This window comes from Polynucleobacter necessarius, assembly GCF_900095185.1.
In the GTDB taxonomy this organism is placed as follows: Bacteria; Pseudomonadota; Gammaproteobacteria; order Burkholderiales; family Burkholderiaceae; genus Polynucleobacter.
Genome location: NZ_LT606948.1, coordinates 460,289 through 482,038 on the forward strand (window position 1 = coordinate 460,289; position 21,750 = coordinate 482,038).

General features: G+C 45.4%; 16 protein-coding genes, 1 other RNA gene and 4 pseudogenes. 5 read left to right on the top strand and 16 right to left on the bottom strand.

Annotated elements, in window-relative coordinates; genetic code table 11:
• The first annotated feature begins 121 nt into the window (after positions 1–121).
• Genes DXE31_RS11975 through DXE31_RS11985 form a run of 3 tightly spaced genes read left to right on the top strand, consistent with a single transcriptional unit; the run spans position 122 to position 877 of the window.
• Complete coding sequence (locus DXE31_RS11975) at positions 122–598, top strand: anhydro-N-acetylmuramic acid kinase (RefSeq protein WP_415077798.1); 477 nt, start codon at positions 122–124, stop codon at positions 596–598.
• 20 nt (positions 599–618) lie between these two features.
• Positions 619–756: an anhydro-N-acetylmuramic acid kinase gene (locus DXE31_RS11980; RefSeq protein WP_269460570.1), complete on the top strand. Its 138-nt coding sequence runs from the start codon at positions 619–621 to the stop codon at positions 754–756.
• Complete coding sequence (locus DXE31_RS11985; RefSeq protein ID WP_269460571.1) at positions 710–877, top strand: anhydro-N-acetylmuramic acid kinase; 168 nt, start codon at positions 710–712, stop codon at positions 875–877. The genes DXE31_RS11980 and DXE31_RS11985 overlap by 47 nt, the downstream gene beginning before the upstream one ends.
• A gap of 96 nt (positions 878–973) precedes the next feature.
• Here DXE31_RS11985 and erpA read toward each other — a convergent pair whose 3' ends face one another.
• From erpA to rplM, 4 genes are all read right to left on the bottom strand, one after another.
• On the bottom strand, positions 974–1,348 hold the full coding sequence (erpA, locus tag DXE31_RS02705; RefSeq protein ID WP_114697724.1) for an iron-sulfur cluster insertion protein ErpA: 375 nt from the start codon (positions 1,346–1,348) through the stop codon (positions 974–976).
• Between the two features lie 80 nt (positions 1,349–1,428).
• Positions 1,429–2,487 carry an N-acetyl-gamma-glutamyl-phosphate reductase gene (gene argC, locus DXE31_RS02710; protein ID WP_114697725.1) on the bottom strand — a complete coding sequence of 353 codons (1,059 nt, stop codon included), beginning with the start codon at positions 2,485–2,487 and terminating at the stop codon, positions 1,429–1,431.
• Between the two features lie 134 nt (positions 2,488–2,621).
• Complete coding sequence (gene rpsI, locus DXE31_RS02715) at positions 2,622–3,023, bottom strand: 30S ribosomal protein S9 (protein ID WP_114697726.1); 402 nt, start codon at positions 3,021–3,023, stop codon at positions 2,622–2,624.
• 9 nt (positions 3,024–3,032) lie between these two features.
• Positions 3,033–3,461: a 50S ribosomal protein L13 gene (gene rplM / locus DXE31_RS02720; protein ID WP_114697727.1), complete on the bottom strand. Its 429-nt coding sequence runs from the start codon at positions 3,459–3,461 to the stop codon at positions 3,033–3,035.
• Between the two features lie 412 nt (positions 3,462–3,873).
• Between rplM and DXE31_RS02725 the strand changes: the two are divergent.
• Positions 3,874–4,295 (top strand): annotated as a pseudogene (locus DXE31_RS02725) (OsmC family protein); the annotation flags it as partial.
• 6 nt (positions 4,296–4,301) lie between these two features.
• Here DXE31_RS02725 and rnpB read toward each other — a convergent pair.
• The 12 genes and pseudogenes from rnpB to DXE31_RS02790 all read right to left on the bottom strand — a co-directional run bounded on the left by rnpB (position 4,302) and on the right by DXE31_RS02790 (position 20,084).
• Positions 4,302–4,609, bottom strand: an RNA gene (gene rnpB, locus DXE31_RS02730) — RNase P RNA component class A.
• A gap of 51 nt (positions 4,610–4,660) precedes the next feature.
• Positions 4,661–5,725, bottom strand: coding sequence for a dihydroorotase (gene pyrC / locus DXE31_RS02735; protein ID WP_114697728.1), 1,065 nt, complete (start codon positions 5,723–5,725; stop codon positions 4,661–4,663).
• Position 5,726: 1 nt separating this feature from the next.
• Positions 5,727–7,066, bottom strand: a pseudogene (locus tag DXE31_RS02740) (glycerate kinase type-2 family protein).
• Between the two features lie 9 nt (positions 7,067–7,075).
• Positions 7,076–8,923: pseudogene (locus DXE31_RS02745) on the bottom strand (ABCB family ABC transporter ATP-binding protein/permease).
• A 484-nt stretch (positions 8,924–9,407) separates the two neighbouring features.
• Positions 9,408–11,207: an aspartate--tRNA ligase gene (aspS, locus tag DXE31_RS02755; RefSeq protein ID WP_114697729.1), complete on the bottom strand. Its 1,800-nt coding sequence runs from the start codon at positions 11,205–11,207 to the stop codon at positions 9,408–9,410.
• A 16-nt stretch (positions 11,208–11,223) separates the two neighbouring features.
• Complete coding sequence (locus DXE31_RS02760; RefSeq protein WP_114697730.1) at positions 11,224–11,877, bottom strand: DUF502 domain-containing protein; 654 nt, start codon at positions 11,875–11,877, stop codon at positions 11,224–11,226.
• Between the two features lie 56 nt (positions 11,878–11,933).
• Positions 11,934–13,520, bottom strand: a complete 1,587-nt coding sequence (gene ubiB, locus DXE31_RS02765) for a ubiquinone biosynthesis regulatory protein kinase UbiB (RefSeq protein ID WP_114697731.1) — start codon at positions 13,518–13,520, stop codon at positions 11,934–11,936.
• Between the two features lie 3 nt (positions 13,521–13,523).
• The gene (locus tag DXE31_RS02770) at positions 13,524–14,144 is read right to left on the bottom strand and encodes a ubiquinone biosynthesis accessory factor UbiJ (protein ID WP_114697732.1); all 621 of its coding nucleotides are present in this window, start codon (positions 14,142–14,144) and stop codon (positions 13,524–13,526) included.
• 53 nt (positions 14,145–14,197) lie between these two features.
• Positions 14,198–15,034 carry a Tim44 domain-containing protein gene (locus DXE31_RS02775; protein ID WP_114697733.1) on the bottom strand — a complete coding sequence of 279 codons (837 nt, stop codon included), beginning with the start codon at positions 15,032–15,034 and terminating at the stop codon, positions 14,198–14,200.
• A 69-nt stretch (positions 15,035–15,103) separates the two neighbouring features.
• Entirely contained in the window at positions 15,104–15,847 is a 744-nt protein-coding gene (ubiE, locus tag DXE31_RS02780; protein ID WP_114697734.1) for a bifunctional demethylmenaquinone methyltransferase/2-methoxy-6-polyprenyl-1,4-benzoquinol methylase UbiE, read from the bottom strand.
• Entirely contained in the window at positions 15,847–16,245 is a 399-nt protein-coding gene (locus DXE31_RS02785; RefSeq protein WP_114697735.1) for a gamma-butyrobetaine hydroxylase family protein, read from the bottom strand. Before DXE31_RS02785 ends, ubiE begins: the two co-directional genes overlap by 1 nt.
• Positions 16,245–20,084: a DUF3683 domain-containing protein gene (locus tag DXE31_RS02790; RefSeq protein ID WP_114697736.1), complete on the bottom strand. Its 3,840-nt coding sequence runs from the start codon at positions 20,082–20,084 to the stop codon at positions 16,245–16,247. Before DXE31_RS02790 ends, DXE31_RS02785 begins: the two co-directional genes overlap by 1 nt.
• Positions 20,085–20,220: 136 nt before the next feature.
• Here DXE31_RS02790 and ilvA point away from each other — a divergent pair.
• Positions 20,221–21,741, top strand: a pseudogene (ilvA, locus tag DXE31_RS02795) (threonine ammonia-lyase, biosynthetic).
• The last annotated feature ends 9 nt before the right edge of the window (positions 21,742–21,750 follow it).

A 21,750-nucleotide genomic window follows, 5' to 3' on the forward strand; every position in this document is an offset into this window, starting at 1 on the left:
TAAATTTCTAAAGCATAATTGTCGCATCCCTGAGAGCCCCATAAACAAACCCCAGTCCTTATACATTGGCCTTATGTCTGGGGCACCAACCTAGATGGCATCGATGCCGTTCTAGCCAAGATTGGGACAAGCGGGGAATGCCTGGGCCTTGGCTGATGCAGATGCTGTTGATCGATTGCTAAAGAAGGCTAATCTTCAGCCCTCTAAGATCGTTGCTATTGGCGCACACGGCCAGACAATTCGTCATCAGCCACATTTGGGTGATATGGCATACACCCATCAAACACTGAATCCATCTCTATTGGCAGAAAAAACAGGGCTTGATGTAATTGCAGATTTTAGAAGTCGAGATATGGCTGCTGGCGGATATGGCGCTCCTTTAGTGCCTGCGTTTCATGCGCAACAATTTGCGTCACATGAAAACATCGCTATCCTCAATATTGGCGGAATTGCTAATCTCACGCTTCTTCCTAAAAATGGTGAAGTGACTGGTTTTGATTGTGGCCCCGGAAATATGTTGATGGATGCATGGATACAGGAACATCAAGGCGCAGCATTTGATGAGAATAGTGTCGATGGGCATTGCAAGGCAAAGTAAATGAGGCGCTACTCGCAAAAATGTTAAGTGACCCCTTCTTTCTGAAAGCTCCACCGAAGAGCACTGGCCGAGATAAGTTTCATCTTGCATGGCTCAAAGAAAAATTAAGCAATGAAGATTGTTCCCATGATGATATGCGGTGGTGGCGCCAGGAATGATGCCTTGATGAATTTATTAAAAGCGAAGTCGCAATACTTTTTCAAAAATGCTATAGGTATTACTACTAGCGAGTCCGCCGGGATTGATCCGCAACTAGTAGAAGGACTTGCTTTTGCATAGCTAGCCTGGTCCCATAAAGAAAAACGGTCAGCCGTTACAGCAGCCAAAGGACCTAGAGTTCTAGGCGCTAGTTATCCCGCCTAGCCTCATGCTTTCTTAAGCAGAAAAAGAAGATCCGCAGCCACAAGTAGTTTGTGCATTTGGATTCTTAATTACAAACTGTGAACCATTGATGTCTTCCTTGTAGTCAATCTCAGCACCAACTAAGTATTGAAAGCTCATTGAATCAACCAATAGAGTTACTCCGTTTTTCTCAAAGCGAGTGTCATCTTCGTTCACAGCATCATCAAAAGTAAAGCCATACTGAAAACCCGAACAACCACCGCCTTGTACGAATACGCGAAGCTTCAACTCTGGATTACCTTCTTCAGCAATCAAGTCAGCAACTTTTGCAGCAGCACTATCCGTAAAAACCAATGGAGTAGGTGGCTCGGTTAAGTCTTCTGCAGGTTTTGTAGTTAATGCAATCATGATTTACTCCCGATTCAAAAGGCAATGGTTTATTTTAGGCTTTAAATGCCCAGCTTGCTGAAGAGTTATTCCTCAGGACATTATAGAGATACCGCAATCTGCGTTAATCCAGTGGTTTCGGGTAAGCCAAACATAAGATTCATGCACTGGACACCTTGCCCTGAGGCACCCTTTACCAAATTGTCTTCAATAACCAAAATCACCAAAGTATCTCCCCCACCTGGGCGATGAATCGCAATCCGCATACCGTTACTACCCCGGACAGAGCGGGTTTCTGGATGGCTGCCCGCAGGCATCACATCGACAAATGGCTCGTCTTTGTAAAAACTTTCATAGAGCTTTTGATAATCCACATCTTTACCAGCCTCAGTCAAACGTACATACAAAGTCGAATGAATACCCCTTACCATTGGCGTGAGATGTGGCACAAATATCAGCCCAATTTGATCATGGCCTGCAATTGCCTTTAAGCCCTGCACAATCTCAGGAAGATGACGGTGACCCTTAACACCATAGGCCTTAAAGTTATCGCTGGCCTCTGATAGTAAAGTGCCAATTTCCGCTTTACGGCCAGCGCCTGAGGTTCCAGATTTCGAATCAGAAATAATGTGCGTACCATCGATTAACTGTTTGCCGCCGGTGGATTTGGGCGATAACAAAGGTGCAAGTCCAAGTTGCACAGAAGTTGGGTAACAACCTGCTAAACCGACCACCCGAGCCTTTTTAATGGCGTCACGATTAATTTCTGGCAAGCCATAAACTGCTTCCGCCAAAATATCTGGGCAGTCATGCTCCATACCATACCACTTAGCAAATTCTTTGATATCTATCAAACGGAAGTCAGCCGCTAAATCCAAAATCTTGACATCATTCGCAAGCAATTCCTTTGCTTGCGCCATTGCAACACCGTGTGGAGTTGCGAAGAACACCACATCGCACTCATTTAATTGAGCTGCATCCGGCGTCGTAAATTTTAAACTTACCCTGCCGCGCAAGGATGGAAACATATCAGCTACTGGCATGCCAGCTTCTGTGCGAGAAGTAATGGCTGTGAGCTGAACATCAGGGTGCTGCGCCAATAAACGCAACAGCTCTACCCCGGTGTAACCAGTTCCACCAACGATGCCAACCTTAATCATGTCTTTCTCCAAAATGCCCTACAGATAAATTATTGTCTAACGCCTAATACTTATTTCTTACAGTGTCCTTAATTGTAGAAACAAAAAGAGTCGCTTGCGCGACCCTTGCGATAAAACTAAAGCGACTGAAAGAATTAGCGCTTGCTGAACTGCTTACGACGACGCGCGCCGTGCAGACCAACTTTTTTACGCTCCACTTCACGAGCATCGCGAGTTACCAAGCCTGCTTTGGACAGGTTTGGCTTCAAAGCGTTGTCATAGTCGACCAATGCACGAGTAACACCGTGACGAACTGCGCCAGCTTGGCCAGTTTCACCACCACCAGAAACGTTTACTTTGATATCAAAGGTAGTCAGGTGGGCTGTGAGCGCCAAAGGCTGACGAGCGATCATGCGTGATGTCTCACGAGCAAAATAAGCATCGATAGGCTTATCATTAACAATGATGTCGCCTTTGCCAGATTTAATAAATACGCGCGCAACAGAACTCTTGCGGCGACCGGTACCGTAATTCCAATTTCCGTAATTAATAGTCATTTGGTTTCCTTAAATCTCTAACGCTTTTGGCTGTTGAGCCACATGCGGATGATTGGCGTCGCCGTAGACTTTCAATTTCTTGATCATGGCGTAGCCTAGTGGGCCTTTTGGCAACATACCCTTCACAGCCTTCTCTAATGCACGACCAGGAAAACGATCTTGCATCTTATCGAAGTTGGTCGAGCTAATACCGCCTGGGTATCCGCTGTGACGGTAATAAATTTTGTTCAAGCCTTTTGTGCTTGTGACACGAAGCTTAGAAGAATTGATGACAACAATGAAGTCGCCAGTATCAACGTGTGGAGTGTATTCAGGCTTGTGCTTGCCGCATAGACGGAGTGCCACTTCACTGGCGACACGACCGAGGACTTTGTCCGTAGCGTCAATCACGAACCATTCATGCACTACCTCATGGGATTTTGCAGAAAAAGTTTTCATGATTTCTCAAATTGTTATAGTCAACAAAATTACTCCAACCAAACTACGTCCACCTTGGCCCTGCTTATGTTTGCAAGCTCGCAGATTCTGCAATTATTTACTCGGTACTACAAATTACCGCTGACTAGTTCGGTAATTCAGTAAAGCCTTGAATTGTAACCCAAAAACCCCAGGAACGAGTGCTGGGCTGGAATCCACCTATGTTTGGGTGGAAGAGACACTGGGAGGTAAGTGTCAGCCTTATACAAGCCTGACTACCAATGACGTTATTTTACACAAGGAATATGGTGCAAAGCAAGAATATTGACCAAAATCAATTTTTTTCTGTCTTTTTAGTTGCTTTTAGGATGCAAACAGGCTCAGTAAATATTGGTAAATTATTGATTAATTTTGTAAGTTAGGGATCGCTACTATGGATTGTCGAGTAACTTGGTTGGGTAATGGAGGCATGACTTTTACAGCAGAAACCGGCAGTGGTCACCTTGTTAACATGGATGGTGCACCTGAGGCAGGAGGAAGGAATCGAGCCCCAAGGCCAATGGAACTCATTCTCGCAGGTGCAGGTGGGCGCTCCGCTTTTGATGAGGTGGTTTCAATCCTACAGAAAGCCCGCCAAGCCGTTTCTGGTTGCGAGGTAGCCATGCACACGCCGAATGAGCTACAGAAGACCCCAAAGTCTTCACCAAAATCAATTTGCACTTTACTGTTAAAGGCAAGGATCTAGACCAGACAAAAGTAGATCGCGCAGTAAAACTCTCGCATGAGAAATCCTGTTCAGCCACTACCATGCTAGCCAAAACCGCAGAGCTGACTTATAGCGTTGAAGTCATCTCAGAAGACGTGCAGAGTCAATCGATAAGCCGGATTCTGTCGCCTAGATTTGCATCTAGGGGCAATCATTCCTCTAGGCCGGCAATTACCTGACGGCTCAAGCTCCCTACCCGCAGACTCAGCGGGACGCCTCATCGCCTGCTTACTTGGGATTGCTCCAGGTGGAGGTTACCGCGTTTCACCGTAACTAAATACGCTCGTCTCTGTGGCCCTATTCCTCACGTCGCCGTGGATGGCCGTTAGCCATCACCCTTCCCTATGGAGTCCGGACTTTCCTCCCCCTCAACAAATGAGGCGGCGATTGCCCAATTGACTCTGCGCCTGCAGTCTAACGCAGTCAGAGAAATTTAGCGACAATAGCTAACGATTTAGTTTTCAACCAGAGACCAAGCAATGGTTTCACCAGCACGAAGTGGCACTATCGTGGCATCACCCAATGGCAATTCTGCGGGTATGTTTTGCGCTTGTTTTACAAGCGTTATTTTCTGGGTATTACGTGGCAACGAATAAAAATCAGGGCCGAAGAAACTAGCAAAGCCCTCCAACTTATCGAACTTACCTTGGCTCTCAAAAGCTTCAGCATATAAACCGAGTGCATTAAAGGCGCTATAGCAACCAGCGCAACCGCAAGCAGTCTCTTTAGCACCTTTGGCGTGCGGCGCACTATCAGTCCCTAAGAAGAAACGAGGGTTACCGCTCGTTGCAGCTTCCAATAAAGCAACGCGATGTTCTTCGCGTTTCAATACTGGCAAGCAATAATTGTGTGGACGTATTCCACCAGAAAAAATTGCATTGCGATTCATCAGCAAATGTTGTGGAGTGATCGTTGCAGCAATTGTATTTTTGCCACCTATTATCGCATCACGAACATAATGAGCTGCCTGCTTAGTAGTGAGGTGTTCAAACACAACTTTCAGCTCAGGAAAATGTTGACGCAAAGGCTCCAATACTGAATCTATAAATACAGCTTCACGATCAAAGATATCAATTTCAGGACTCGTAACTTCACCATGCACTAAAAGCGGCATACCAACAGACTGCATTTCCTCCAAAACAGCATGACAATGCTTGAGGTCACTAACTCCAGCATCACTATTTGTGGTCGCACCTGCTGGATAAAGCTTGAAACCAGCTATACCCGCATCCTTTGCCTTACGAACCTCATCTACTGATGTAGTGTCAGTTAAATAGAGGATCATTAATGGCGTGAAAGCACTGATACCCAGTGCATTGAGATTGGCTTGAATACGTGCTTTATAGGCTTTAGCCAACCCAACTGTAGTCACTGGTGGCTTCAGATTTGGCATGATGATTGCTCGTGCAAATTGGCGTGCTGTATCAGCCAATACATCCTTCATTACTGCACCATCCCGGATATGCAAATGCCAGTCGTCCGGCTGAATCAATTCAATTTGAGTAGGGCTATTGGACATATTATTTATTTAGCAAGATGATCTGAAAGTCATTCACATTGGTAAGTGTAGGACCAGTGGCCACTAAAGCGCTCATTTCTGCCAAGAAGCCATAGCAATCATGCACTGCTAGGAATTTTTCTGGTACGAGACCAGATGTTTGACTGGCTAGACGAATATCTCCATCAAACCAGGCTCCAGCATTCGTCTCACTACCGTCTATCCCATCGGTATCAGCAGCTAATGCAGCTATATTCAAATCATTTTGAGTCGCAGCAAAAAGCGAGAGAAGATATTCACTGCAACAACCTCCTCGCCCCTTCACGCCTGCTGGGATCGTCACAGTACATTCACCACCAGAAATTAAAGCTAATGGCTTTTCAATTCCTTTTGCAGGGTAATCGCGAACCAGAGTAGCCTGATCAAAGCCAACTTCTTGAGCCTCTCCAATAATCGTATCGCCCAAGATGATAGGCTCGTAAGCATGAGTCCGAACATAATCAGCAGCAGCCTCTAAGCTTTTGTAGGCAGTAGCTATCACATGATAGGTTACTTGAGTATTTACCAAATCAGAATCTTTTAAAGTCTCAGGCTTCTTGCCTTCCAAACCTTGCTTGAGATGGACTAATACTGAGTTCGGGATAGATGACTTATCTAAATCAGATTTTTGCAGAATATTCATTGCATCTAAAGACGTAGAATAATCAGCGGCATATGGGCCGCTGGCAATATCGGCTGGCTCATCCCCAGTAACATCTGATATTAATAAGGCCTCTACTCGTGCGCCGCATGCAATCGCAGTTCTAGCTAAGTTACCACCCAAAATAGCCGACAAATGTTTGCGCACCGCATTCATTTCTTCAATGGGAGCCCCGCTACGAAGTAGTGCCGCGCATATCATCAATCGCGATATATCTTGTGGCAGCGTTAACAAGCTGGAGCCACCGCCTGAAACCAACGCAATCAGTACCTCACCCTCGTCCAATTGATTGGACAGTGCTAATACTTCTTTAGCACCATCCATACCCACCTGATCAGGAACGGGATGACCAGCCTCAATAATTTTGATATGAGTGGTTAGAGAGTTATGTCTATACCGTGTGAGCACTACACCCTCAATCTTGGCTTGCGGCCAATTCACTTTTGCATATGCTTCCAGAGCACTAGCCATAGAGGCACTGGCCTTTCCAGCACCCACTACCAACACTTACCTTTGGGCTCACGACCTTTTGGAAAAATTTTTGCCAAATACTGCAGGACGATGACTTGAGGATCGGCAACTGCCACAGCAGCAGCAAACGCATTTTTGAGAATGGCCTCTGTACTAAGTGGTATTAAGGATGTGGAATTACTGGGTGTCATTGGGCTATTCTAATCAGAAGTGGCACGCTCTTGCATTTGCCACATCTCGGCATACTTTCCATGAGCAGCCAATAAATCCCCATGCGTTCCACGTTCCACAATTTGGCCATGATCCATCACTAGAATTTAATCGGCATGAACAATAGTTGAGAGACGGTAGACAATGATCAGTGTCGTACGATTCTTAGCAAGAGTTAGTAACTCCTCCTGAAATGCACGTGCTGTTTTAGAGTCTAGAGCCGAGGTAGCTTCATCAAAAATCAACATAGATGGCTTTTTCGGAAATGTTCTTGCAATAGCAACCCGTTGCTTTTCACCCCCAGAAAGCTTCAGACCACACTCACCCACTTGTGTGTCATTGCCCTCTGGCAAGCGTTTAATAAAGTTATCGATTTGTGCCGCCCTAGCAGCTTCCCGCACTTCATCTAAAGTTGCAGAGGGCTTTCCATAAGCACTGTTGTATCCAATAGTGTCATTAAAGAAAACCGTATCTTGAGGGACGATGCCAATTGCCTTACGCAAACTTACCTGGGTAACGCTCTGAATATTCTGATGATCAATCAGCATATCTCCTGACTGAACATCATAACGATGAAATAACAAGCGAGCCACGGTACTCTTTCCAGCCCCACTTTGTCCAACTACTGCAGCAATCGTTCCCGAAGGAATATTAAAACTTACATCGCACAGAATCTCACGCTTTGCATCATAGTGAAACGATACATGCTCGAAACGAACATCAGGGCCATGACCTTGATTATTAATGTGTAGCGGTTTCGCGTCTGATGAATCAGCAATTTCTTTTTCGGTATTTAGTAGAGAAAACATGCGGTCCATATCCGTCAATGACTGCTTGATCTCGCGGTATATAACACCTAGAAAGTTAAGTGGAATATAGAGCTGGATCATTAAGGCATTAACCAACACTAAATAACCTAAAGTCATCGTGCCATCAACTACACCGACAGTGGCACACCAGAGAATGAACATGAGGCCTACTACAATAATAATCTGTTGACCAAGATTTAAGATGGCTAAAGTTTTTTAAGACTTTACAGCTGCTGCTTGATATCGGAGCAAATTTTCATCGTAGCGTCTAGCTTCAAAAGCTTCGTTACCAAAATACTTTACAGTTTCAAAATTTAATAGGGAATCGATAGCTTTCTGATGAGCCTTTGAATCCATATCGTTCATAGTGCGACGATAGTGAGTGCGCCACTCTGTAACGACAATCGTGAAAATAATATAAAGACCTAGAGCAATCAAAGTAATTACTGCAAACCAAATGTCATAGGAGTAGGCTCAATAACCTAGGACCAAACAAAACTCAATGAAGGTTGGCAGAATGCTGTACAGCGCATAGGAAATCAACGACTGAATGCCGCGAGTACCGCGCTCTATAGCGTCGCGACGATTGGTCACGCTCTCGACTAACACCACCAGTCTGTCGAGCCAAATGAAAACCCAGGGCAAGAGAGTGTAGATGCTCAAATACTTGCAGTGCCACTTTACGGACAGCATTTTGAGTCACTTTTGCAAATCAGGCTTCTCTTAACCCTGTAAATAGGGATGCGGAGATTCTCAAAAAGCCGTATGCCACAATCATTCCGAGGGGTACGACTAGAATGGCCGGTGGAGAGTTGACCTTAATGCTCAAAGAGTCACAATTAACTCTTTCATCACAATCGGAATGCCAAGATTAGCAACCTTAGCGGTAACCAAACAACTCAGGGCAATGAGTACCCGAAAACAAGACTCCAAAAGATAGTGAAGAAGATTACGGATGACACGCCAGTCCCCACGTTGAGGTAGTTTCGAATCTGCGTTACCGTGGTGATGTCCCGATGAATATCTCATCGTCTTATCTTATTCCTAATGGGCAAATGAATTGGGTCTCGTATTCAGAAAATAATTTTCGAATTGCCTCTTCATTGCTTGGAGAAAAACATTTCTTTGCCGCCTCTTCATGCGGCAACCATTTAAAAGCTATATGCTCGCTTGGGGCTAAAGTAACTACAGTTTGATCAGGAACCTTTAGAGCAAACCAATGTTCCATATTACGAGTGATACCAGGAGCGTAACGAGTGCGCCATTAAGGGTAGCTTTCATATTCAATTTGGTAATGCCTATTTTGCAATGAATCTGGCGGTAAAACATCCACTGCAATACCCGTTCAAATACCTCACGTGCAGCTGCTGACGCTAGATCTTCATCAGGGGCATCAAGACTGCCAGAAGCCGATTCGATCAGCTCGCTCTATCAAGCAAACATCCCTATTCAATTTATAAATAACTACCAAAACCGAAATAGGGATTTTGAATGTGGGCACTGCTAGATTGCTTTAGGCAGCTGGTGCGGCTTGACTTAAACGGATGTGTAACTCGCGTAGCTGCCGCTCATCTACTGGACTAGGCGCCTGAGTTAATAAACATTGAGCACGTTGTGTTTTAGGAAAAGCAATCACATCACGAATGGATTCGGCGCCAGTCATCATTGTGACAATCCGATCCAAGCCGAATGCAATACCACCATGTGGAGGCGCACCATACTGCAGTGCATCCAATAAAAAGCCAAACTTTGCTTGGGCTTCTGCTGCATCAATCTTCAAGGCGCGGAATACTTTACTTTGCACCGCTTCTTGGTGAATACGTACAGAACCGCCACCAATTTCGCTGCCATTCAAAACCATGTCATAGGCTTTGGCTAAGCACTTACCTGGATCTGATTCCAGATATTGCATGTGCTCGTCTTTAGGGCTTGTAAATGGATGATGGCAAGCCACCCAACGCGCCTCTCCTTCATCGTAGTCAAACATTGGAAAATCAACTACCCATAGCGGCCTCCATCCTGCGGTAAAGAGACCGTGCTCCTTGCCCCAGGCAGATTGACCAATACGCAGGCGTAAATTACCGATAGCATCGTTCACAATTTTTTCTTTATCTGCGCCGAAGAAAATAATATCGCCATCTTTTGCACCTGTACGCTTCAAGATGCCTTCAATTGCTGCATCATGCAAATTTTTCACGATGGGTGACTGCAAATCATTACGGCCATCAGCAACAGAGTGCACCTTGATCCAAGCAAGACCCTTGGCGCCATAAATACTTACAAATTGGGTGTAGTCATCGATTTCACTACGGCTAATTTCTGCTCCACCTGGCACACACAAGCCCACTACTCGGCCGCCTGCCTGATTAGCAGCGCCTGAGAACACCTTGAAATCAACCTCTTTCATTAAGTCTGTCAATTCGGTGAACTCAAAGTTCACCCGTAGATCAGGCTTGTCAGACCCAAAGCGTGCCATGCCCTCTGAATAGGGCATAGTTGGGAACGGGTTAGGCAACTCGACATTCATTGTCTTTTTGAAGATATGACGAATCATGTTTTCAAATAAATCCCGAATTACTAACTCGCTTAAGAAAGCAGTTTCACAGTCAATTTGAGTAAATTCAGGCTGACGATCCGCGCGCAAATCTTCGTCACGGAAACATTTTGTGATTTGATAGTAACGATCAAAGCCCGCTACCATTAACAACTGTTTAAATAATTGCGGGGATTGAGGCAAAGCAAAGAACTGGCCGTCATGTACACGCGAAGGAACAAGGTAATCACGCGCACCCTCCGGGGTGCTCTTAGTCAGCATGGGGGTTTCAATCTCAATAAAACCAGCATCATCTAAATAGCGACGGCATTCCATTGCTACGTTGTAACGCAAACGTAAATTCTTTTGCATTTGCGGACGACGCAAATCTAACACGCGATGAGTCAATCGAGTAGTCTCTGATAAATTCTCATCATCCATTTGAAATGGTGGGGTCACTGATGCGTTTAGGATGACTAAGTTATGACACAGAATCTCTACTTTTCCACTCACTAAGTCTGCATTTTCAGCACCTGCAGGGCGTGCACGCACAAGACCCTTAATCTGAATACAAAATTCACTACGCACTTGCTCAGCAAGAGCAAACATTTCTGGGCGATCAGGATCGCAAACTACTTGTACAAAACCTTCACGATCGCGTAAGTCAATAAAGATCACGCCTCCGTGGTCACGGCGGCGGTTAACCCATCCAGAGAGGGTAACCTCTTGGCCCATAAGTGAATCGGTTACCTGGCCGCAGGTATGGCTTCGCATCGACATAACAATTTCCTATAAATTAAGAAGGGTGCGGCAACTGAAATCCAGTTACGCCGCTTGAACTATTAGGTGGAACAGAGCCCATTGACACAATATGCTTCAGGGCCTCTTCTACACTCATCTCCAATTCGATTGTTTGTGCTCTTGGCACAATCATGAAAAAACCAGATGTTGGATTGGGAGTGGTAGGCAAAAATACGTTGACGTAATCCTCACCTAATTTTGCTGTCACTTCTTTTGCAGGTGACCCAGTTTGAAATGCAATAACCCATGAATCAGCATGGGGGTAACGAATCAAAAGCGCCTTACTAAATGCTTGACTGCTTCCCGAAAATAAAGTGGATGAAACTTGTTGAACGCTAGAGTAAATAGAACGAACAATCGGAATGCGATTGATTTGTTTGTTCCACATCCGAATCCACCACTGGCCAGCGAAACTAATTGCCAACAAACCCGTAGCCATGATAACGGCAATTACAATTAAAATACCGACACCTGGAAGTTCCCGGAAATGCTGCAAGTCGCCAGCGAATTGGCGCGGAAAGACAGCAATCATGGCGTGCATTACAGAACCAAAAACGCCATCGAGCAGACCCAAACCCCAAGCAATCACCCAAATGGTGATTGACAGTGGTGCCCATACGAGAATGCCAGCAATAAAGTATTTTTTCATGTGCCCTGCCTGTCTAACCCGCTATTTTAGCGGGTATGAGGCCAATCAGCGAGAGGCTAATAAACACCAAGGCTGAGAATCAAAATTCCCAGCAAAATCCCGCCTGCAAACAGCAAAGCACCTGCCAACAGCCTATGAGTGCGCCTTTCTTGTAACAAAAGGGCCTTTAAGGCCTCAATTTCACCATTTTGGTCTTTTATTTGGTGCTTCCCCTGAGCGAGGCTATCAGCAATCAAACGAGGCAAAGTAGGCAGAATCTTGGCCCAACTGAGAGCCTCTTCCTTCAAACCATCCAACAATCCACGCCAGCCCAACTGCTGACAGACCCATTTTTCCAAGATCGGTTTTGCAGTTTTCCAGAGATCTAGATCGGGATCTAGCTGACGAGCCAAACCCTCGACATTTAACAGGGTTTTCTGCAATAAAGTGAGTTGCGGCTGAATCTCAACCTTAAAACGACGTGAAGTTTGGAATAAACGCATCAGCACAATACCCAAGGAGATCTCCTTGAGAGGGCGATCAAAATAAGGCTCACATACAGAACGAATTGCCCCCTCCAACTCTTCAACGCGGGTATTGGCGGGCACCCACCCTGACTCGATATGCAGCTCTGCAACCCGACGGTAATTGCGATTAAAGAATGCTAAAAAGTTCAACGCTAAATAATTTTTATCTGACTCACTTAAGGCTCCGACGATACCGAAGTCCAAAGAAATGAAACGACCAAACGTTTCTGGCTCAAGACTAATCATAATATTGCCGGGGTGCATATCAGCATGGAAGAAACCATGCTCAAAAACTTGAGTACAGAATATTTCTACTCCGTCAGAAGCAAGCTTTTTAAAGTCCACTCCTGCATCATGCAAGGCGGCAGATTTACCAATCGAGACACCATACATTCTCTCCATGACGATCACATTGGTATGACAGAGATCCCAATACATTTCAGGAATCATTAACTTTTTAGAATCTGCAAATTGTCTGCGCAACTGACTTGCGTTAGCTGCCTCACGCATGAGATCTAACTCATCATGCAGATACGTATCAAACTCAGCAACGTTTTCACGCGGCTTTAATCGACGGCCATCCTCAGAGCTTTTTTCAATCACTTTAGCCAAGTCATACATTAAGGCTAAGTCACCCTCAATCACTGGCAAGATGCCTGGGCGTAAGACTTTAATTGCTACTGCGCGCCCTTCCCACTCTGGGCGTTTATCTGTTCCACATAAGATTCCAAAATGAACCTGAGCAACCGAAGCGCTAGCAACAGGAGTGGCCTCAAAACTAATAAAAACTTCTTCGATAGGCCGACCTAAATCTTCTTCAATAAGACGACGTGATTCTTCATTCGAAAAAGGCGGGACTTGATCTTGCAACTTTGCCAATTCATTAGCAATATCTTCAGGCAACAAATCACGTCGCGTAGAAAGGACTTGGCCAAACTTCACAAAAATGGGGCCAAGTGCCTCAAGGGTCGATCGGATACGCTCACCCCTAGGTAAATGACCGCCTGGAGAAACCCAGCAAAGCACCGTCAAAAAACTACGACGTAATCCTGGCTTGAGTAGATCGCGAAGTAATGGCAATAAACCATAGCGCCATGCAGTAAAAAATATGAAATAGAGACGAGCAAGTCGACGCACGATTTATTTAGCCTTTTGCTGTAATAATTGAATACGCTTTTCCATACAATCAACAGATTCGCGTAGCTCACTTAATGCAGATTTGTGGGCCATAAAGTCCCGTTTATTTAATAGCACTTTCTTTTCTTCGCTCACATACTCAACGATATTGCCCAGAAAATCACTGGCTACTGAACGAGATGCAGATAAGAACTTTTTACTTTGTCTCACAGCAAAGTGAGCAGGTGCATCACCCACTAAGCGCGCCAAATCTTCCTCGCACTCCCAGCGCAACTGCCCAGCCAAGCGCCACAAGAGCTGAGCCAAATCCGCATCGCCAGTTATTTTGACCGCCTTAAAAGCCTGCTCGCGTAAGGAACCACTATTACCAACCATATCACCCAATGCTTTCGCAGACATCTCCAGGATTAGTGATGGGGCATCGATTTCTTTCAAACTGACCAATAATCCATCAGCCTTTATTTCGCAACAAAAATAGCCCATAGGGAGCTGCAACAGAATGGTTTTACCAGCATGGCGTGCTAACTCTTTAGACGCCCATGGCTCGCTTTCCAAAACATGATTAATGGCGCGGCAAGCTGCGCCAGAGGCAAAAGTATGGGAGGGAGCTAAATGTCTATTCATAAGTGTAAAAAACCCGCACAAGTGCGGGTTTTCCGACGGCAAGTGCCTAAAGCTTAAACCAACTGCGAGATACCCGCCAGTACCCAGCCTCCAGGACCTTCTACTGGCTTGCTTAAATTCCAAATTTCAGAGAAGTCTCTCGCTGGTACACCTTGTTGCTCACGCATCATGCCGCTGAACCGAATGCTACAGTAGTCATGACCATCTGCAGTCTCACTTCCAAGAAGTTGGGCATTAATCGTCACAACATCAGCTTGATTCTTGCTATCAGTTCGTCCGACTAAATCCTGCTGAATGGTCGCAAACATTTCAGGAGTTGTAAATTCACGCAAGGAGGCAAGATCACCTTGATCCCATGCTTTTTGCAAAGTTGAAAAATACTGTTTTGCATTCTCCAAAAAGGTGAGTTGATCAAAACCAGGCTCTTGTCTTGGGATCTGATCTAAGCCCGCACGTTGCATCCCTGGCGGCTCAAGATTAGGAGATTTGCCAGCAGTGGATAAGCTTGGTAAGAATTTGCGAATCACAAACATGATTACAAACCCTGCTAACAAGGCGATCAGTAGACCGGTGATCATTGAAGACGCGGCTTCACCTAAACCAAAATGAGACAGAAGATAGCCAATGCCCAAGCCAGCCGCTAATCCACCTAGAATGCCGCCCATGCCACTAAAGCGACTTGGTGTTGGCGTTTGTGGTGCTGATGCTGGCGCCGCAGGTTTGGCTTGTTGTGCAGATTTCTGAACGGGCGTTGCTTGTTTTTGTATTGGAGCACTTGGTGCTTTACCCACATTCTTACCGCTCCCTAAGCGAGCAGCATCGACATGGCCAACAGCGGCAAATACTAGAGTAAGGCTTACTAATGTCGCTTTAAAAAAATGTTTCTTCATTACTATTTACCCCTTCTATATTACTTCAGGAATTCTTTAGTTTTTAGGAATTTAAAAACTATATAACCATCAGTATTTAATACCAATATGTAAGGCGACGATGCCCCCAGTCATCCTATGGGTTTCTACCTCATCAAAACCCACGTCTAACATCATTTCTTTGAGGGTATGGGCGTCAGGATGCATGCGAATAGATTCCGCAAGATAGCGGTAGCTTTCAGAATCTTGGGCAATTTTCTCGCCCAACCATGGCAACACCTTAAAAGAATAGGTTTCATATGCCGGCTGCAAAAATGCATCTGGTTTTGAAAACTCCAAAACCAATACTCGACCACCCGGCTTGATCACACGACACATTTCAGCTAAGGCAACTTCTTTGTGGGTCATATTACGCAAACCAAATGCAACTGTCACCACATCAAAATGGTTGCTTGGAAAAGGGATCTTTTCTGCATCGAATTGAACACATGGCAAAGCCATACCGCGATCCAGAAGTCGATCACGCCCCACTCCCAACATAGAGGCATTAATGTCACTTAACCATACCTGCGCATCAGGGTTGATGCCCCATTCCGCCGCTTTTGCAAACGCGGCCGCCAGATCACCGGTACCTCCTGCAATATCCAATATCCTCTGTCCTGGACGAACATTTGCACGCGCAATCGTTATTTTTTTCCAAACACGATGCAAGCCAAATGACATCAAATCATTCATGACATCGTATTTGCTAGCCACAGAATGAAAAACCTCAGCAACCTTACCTGCTTTCTCGGCCTCATCAACACTTTGATATCCGAAGTGCGTTTTACTCATTAGTGACTTCCACAAGAATGGCCCGAAGAACCTCCCGGTTTAGTCATCGGCATATCGCGATCTAAACCAGCAGCGGCTAATTTATCTAAATGCTCTTTCCATAATTGCCCTTGGTTTTTGCATAAGAAATACACGTAATCCCAAGAATACAAACCAGAATCATGTCCATCAGAAAAGCTAGGCTTTAAAGCATAGTGACCAACTGGCTCTAGATTGGCAATTAAGACATCACGCTTACCAGGCTGCAGCGTCTCCTGTCCGGGTCCATGACCTTGCACTTCGGCCGAGGGAGATAGAACTCTCAATAATTCAAATGGCAAACGATAAATACTGCCGTTCTCATAAGAGAGCTCTAAGACTTTGGATTGCTGGTGCACAACAACATGAGTTGGAATCATTAAACCAAAACCCTTTCGATACCACCTTGGTTTGCCTTCGCAACATAATCTTGCATCCAATCTTTACCAAGCAACTTTTGAGCCATTTCAACCACAATGTAATCAGCTGTAGTATCGCTATCGGCATCAAAACGAGTTAGACCTTGGAGGCAAGATGGACAGCTAGTTAACACTTTGACTTCGCCCGTAAAGTCCCCCTTACGAAGATCGTTAGCGCCTTTTTCCATCTCAATTTGTTTACGGAATCGTACTTGGGTAGAGATATCGGGGCGAGTGACAGCCAAGGTACCGGACTCGCCACAGCAACGATCATTTTTTTGAATGGCTTTTCCATCTTCAGCTTGAATCAGTTCATTAACTGTTTTCAAGGGGTCTTGCAATTTCATTGGTGAGTGACAAGGATCGTGATACATGTACTTCACACCCTTCACCCCAGAAAGTTTCACACCCTTCTCGGCCAAGAACTCATGAATATCAATAATGCGGCAACCAGGGAAAATCTGCTCGAACTGATAGCCCGCTAATTGGTCATAACAAGTGCCACAAGAAACTACAACGGTCTTGATATCTAGGTAATTGAGGGTATTTGCCACACGATGAAGTAAGACACGGTTATCCGTAACCATCTTTTCGGCTTTATCAAAATCGCCATTACCGCGTTGTGGGTAGCCGCAACAGAGATAGCCCGGAGGTAAAACGGTCTGAACACCCACATTCCATAACATGGCTTGGGTAGCTAAACCAACTTGAGAGAAAAGACGCTCAGAGCCACAACCCGGGAAGTAAAAAACTGCCTCAGTATCTGCCGATGTGGTCTTGGGATCACAAATAATCGGCACGTAGTTTGCATCTTCGATATCCAACAAAGCGCGGGCAGTCTTTGTAGGAAGATTGCCTGGCATCTTTTTATTGACAAAAAAGATGACCTGTTCTTTTACGGTAGGCTTGCCCACGGTTGCAGGCGGACGAGCAGTTTGTTGTTTTGCAAACTTACGCAATACATCATTACCCAAGCGCTGTAATTTATAACCCCAACCAATCATGGTCTTGCGTGCTAAATGTATACTTTCAGGGCTCGTTGCATTTAGGAAAAACATAGATGCAGCTGTACCTGGATTAAAGCGTTGCTGACCCATCTTACGTAACAGATTGCGCATATTCATTGTCACATCACCAAAGTCAATTTTGACTGGACAAGGCGTCAGACACTTATGGCAGACAGTGCAATGTGCAGCGACATCATCGAACATTTCCCAATGACGAATGGAAACTCCACGACGAGTTTGCTCTTCATATAGGAAGACTTCAATTAATAAGGAAGTTGCTAAGATTTTGTCACGTGGGCTGTATAGAAGGTTTGCACGAGGAACATGGCTTGAGCAAACAGGCTTACATTTGCCGCAACGCAAACAATCTTTCACACTATCGGCAATTGCTCCAATATCACTTTGCTGCATGATGATGGACTCATGGCCCATCAAACCAAAACTGGGTGTGTAGGCCATGCTGAGGTCTGCATGAGGCATCAATTTGCCTTTATTAAAGCGCCCCTCAGGATCAACGCGATTCTTATAGCTGCGAAAATCTTTTAATTCAGCTTCAGTTAAGTACTCCAGCTTGGTAATGCCAATACCATGCTCACCAGAAATGACACCGTCCAAAGAACGGGCCAGTTTCATAATGCGATCAACGGCGCGATGTGCATCTTGCAGCATCTCATAGTCATCGGAGTTCACAGGAATATTGGTATGAACGTTACCGTCGCCAGCATGCATATGTAAGGCAATGAAGATACGCTTCCGCAAAATATTTTTGTGGATTGCTACTAACTCCGTAAGGATGGGCTCAAATGCAAGACCACCGAAAATAATACGTAGCTCTGCACGTACTGCATCCTTCCATGATGCACGCAAGCTGTAATTTTGCAGCTGCGGAAAATAAGTATCCATCTGCACAAGCCAGTCGGCCCAACGGGTGCGCACTTTAGAAATGAGCTCCAAGGCCTGTTGCACGCGATCGCCTAAAATTTCTGCAGTTGGAATCTCATATTCAGCGTCACTCTTACCCAATGGCAATGCACTCTTTTTCAAGAAAGTCTCGAGGCCATCGAGAACTTGTAGCTTATTCTTAAGTGAGAGCTCAATATTGAGGCGGTCAATACCATCGGTGTACTCACCCATACGTGACAATGGAATCACTACATCTTCATTAATCTTAAAAGCATTAGTGTGACGCGCAATAGCAGCAGTGCGGGCACGATCTAACCAAAACTTCTGACGCGCCTCAGCACTCACGGCAACAAAACCTTCGCCGACACGTAAGTTCGCCATCCACACTACTTCACTCGTAGCAGCAGCTACAGCTTCTTCATCATCTCCGGCAATGTCACCTATCAACACCATCTTCGGCAAGCAATTTCGCTTCGATTTAGTCGAGTAGCCAACTGCTTTTAAATAGCGATCATCCAAATGCTCAAGACCCGCCAAAATTGGACCGCCTTGCTTACTCAACGTTTCGAGATAAGCCTTAATTTCCACAATGCTTGGAATGGCTTCGCGTGCTTGACCAAAAAACTCTAAGCAAACAGTGCGCATATATTTCGGCATACGATGCAATACCCAAGTTGCACTGGTAATTAATCCGTCACAACCTTCTTTTTGCACACCCGGCAATCCCGATAAAAACTTATCCGTAACATCTTTACCCAGACCTGCTTTACGGAAACGCTTCCCTTCAACTGCTAACAATTCTTTTTTGAGAATGCGCACGCCTGGCTCACTGTTTCCATCCGACCAAGTAAGTTGAAAACGTACTGTCGCCACATCATGAATCTTGCCCATATTGTGATCGAGCCTCTCAACGTCTAACCAATTGCCTTCAGGATCAACCATGCGCCAACTAACAAGGTTATCAAGAGCAGTCCCCCAAAGGACGGCTTTCTTGCCACCAGCATTCATTGCAATATTGCCGCCGATACAACTCGCATCCGCAGATGTAGGATCGACTGCAAACACAAGGCCAGCATGCTCGGCAGCATCTGAAACACGACGGGTTACAACGCCTGCGCCTGTGAAAATAGTTGAGACTTCATACTCTAAACCCGGTAATTTTTTAGAGTTCACGCCCCCAATATGTTGCAGCTTTTCAGTATTAATAACTGCAGACATCGCGTACAAAGGAATCGCACCACCGGTATAGCCAGTGCCGCCTCCGCGAGGAATAATAGTCAAACCTAATTCAACACAAGTCTTTACTAAGCCAGGAATTTCAGATTCGTAGTCCGGCTTAAGCACCACGAGCGGAAACTCTACACGCCAGTCTGTCGCATCGGTAACGTGCGCTGCACGTGACACGCCATCAAAACAAATATTGTCCGTGGCAGTGTAACAACCTAATTCCTTGCGAGCACGCTTGCGAATTTGCTCAGCTTCTTTGAAATCATTTTCAAAATTTGCAATTGCGCGATACGCAGCACTTAGGAGAATTTCTACCTGATCGGCTGCATCACCACTATTACGTTTTTTTACTTCACCCAAGCGATGCCATAGAGCGTCAATCAATTGTTTGCGACGATTTGGGTTATCTAGCAAATCATCCTGTAAAAATGGGTTGCGTTGAACTGCCCAGATATCGCCCAGAATTTCAAAGAGCATGCGTGCAGAGCGTCCAGTGCGGCGAACGCTACGCAAGTCATTGAGAACACGCCATAACTCCTCGCCCAGAAGGCGAATCACAATCTCTCGATCGGAAAAGGAGGTGTAGTTGTAGGAAATTTCACGCAAACGGGGGGGAGGCGCCTCAGCGTCCAACAACTGGTTCAAAGCTAATGGGGCGTTCATAGCGACATATATTTGGTAAATAAGCATTTTAAATGAGCAAACCTGATACTGGCAGGAATCCAAGAAAGTTGCTCCAAAAAGCGATAAACCCTTGCAACTCTAAGGGCTTAGAAGCCATCCGTGGTACGCTCATTGAGTGACAACAAACGATCTAAAGAAAATTTTATCGGCTCGCGTTTATGACGTAGCTAGGGCAACCGAACTCCAGCTCGCACCTGAACTTACAAAACGTTTAGGCAATCAGGTTCTTTTGAAAAGAGAGGATAACCAACCGGTTTTCTCCTTCAAACTGCGTGGCGCTTACAACAAAATGGCCCATTTACCACTGGAGGCCCTGAAACGCGGAATGATTGCAGCATCGGCAGGCAATCACGCCCAGGGCGTGGCCCTCTCAGCGGCTACGATGAAATGCAAGGCCGTAATTGTGATACCTGTTACTACTCCAAGCGTCAAGATTGATGCAGTAAAGGCGAGGGGTGGTTCGTGGGTTGAAATCATCCTGCACAGAGAGGCCTATAGTGATGCGTTTAAGCATGCTGAAGCGATCGCCAAAAAGCGGGGATTAACTTTTGTTCATCCTTTTGATGATCCCGATGTCATCGCGGGACAAGGAACAATCGCCCACGAAATTTTCACTCAATATGAAAGCCCATCGATGCAGTCTTTGTGGCTATTGGTTGTGGTGGCCTCATTGCAGGTATTGGTGAATACTTCACAGAAGTGAACCTAAAAACAAAAGCGATCGGCGTGCAAGCATCAGACTCCGATGCGATGAATCAATCTCTAAAGGCGAATAAACGCATTGAGATGAAAGATGTTGGTTTGTTTTCTGATGGTACCGCTGTCAAACTGGTTGACAAAGAAACATTTCGTATTTGCAAGAACGTTGTAGATGAAATAGTGACCGTAGACACCGATGAAATCTGCACTGCAATTAATGATGTCTTTACTGACACTCGCAGCATCTTAGAACCCGCTGGCGCACTAGCCATTGCTGGCATGAAGAAGTATGTTGAGAAGAAGCGCATTAAGAAGAAAACCATAGTAGCTGTGGCCTGCGGTGAAAATATGAACTTTAGTCGTCTGCGCTTTGTTGCTGAACGGGCTGATGTTGGTAAATTCCGAGAGGCGGTCTTTGCAGTCACCCTTCCTGAAGAACGTGGCTCCTTCAAACGCTTCTGCGCATTACTCGGCAAACGTAATGTAACGGAATTTAACTATCGCATTGGAGATCAATCTGAAGCGCATATTTTTGTTGGTATCAGCACGCAAAAAGCAGGTGATAGTGAAGCCATTGCAAAGCATTTCCGTAAAGCAAAATTTGCAACACTTGATCTAACTCATGATGAGTTAGCAAAGTCCCATTTGCGTCATATGGTTGGCGGTCATTCTCCACTTGCCAAGGATGAACTGTTATATCGCTTTGAATTCCCAGAGCGCCCTGGTGCTTTAATGAAATTCTTAATAAGCATGGCTCCCAACTGGAACATCAGCTTATTCCACTACCGCAATCACGGCGCTGACTATGGCCGGATTCTGGTTGGGATACAGGTTCCCCCCAAACGAACCAAAGGAATTTACAAGTTTCTTGGTCAGCTTGGGTTATCCACACTGGGAGGATGGCAACAATCCCGCTTACCGCCTATTTCTTAAGTAAAGCCTGAGT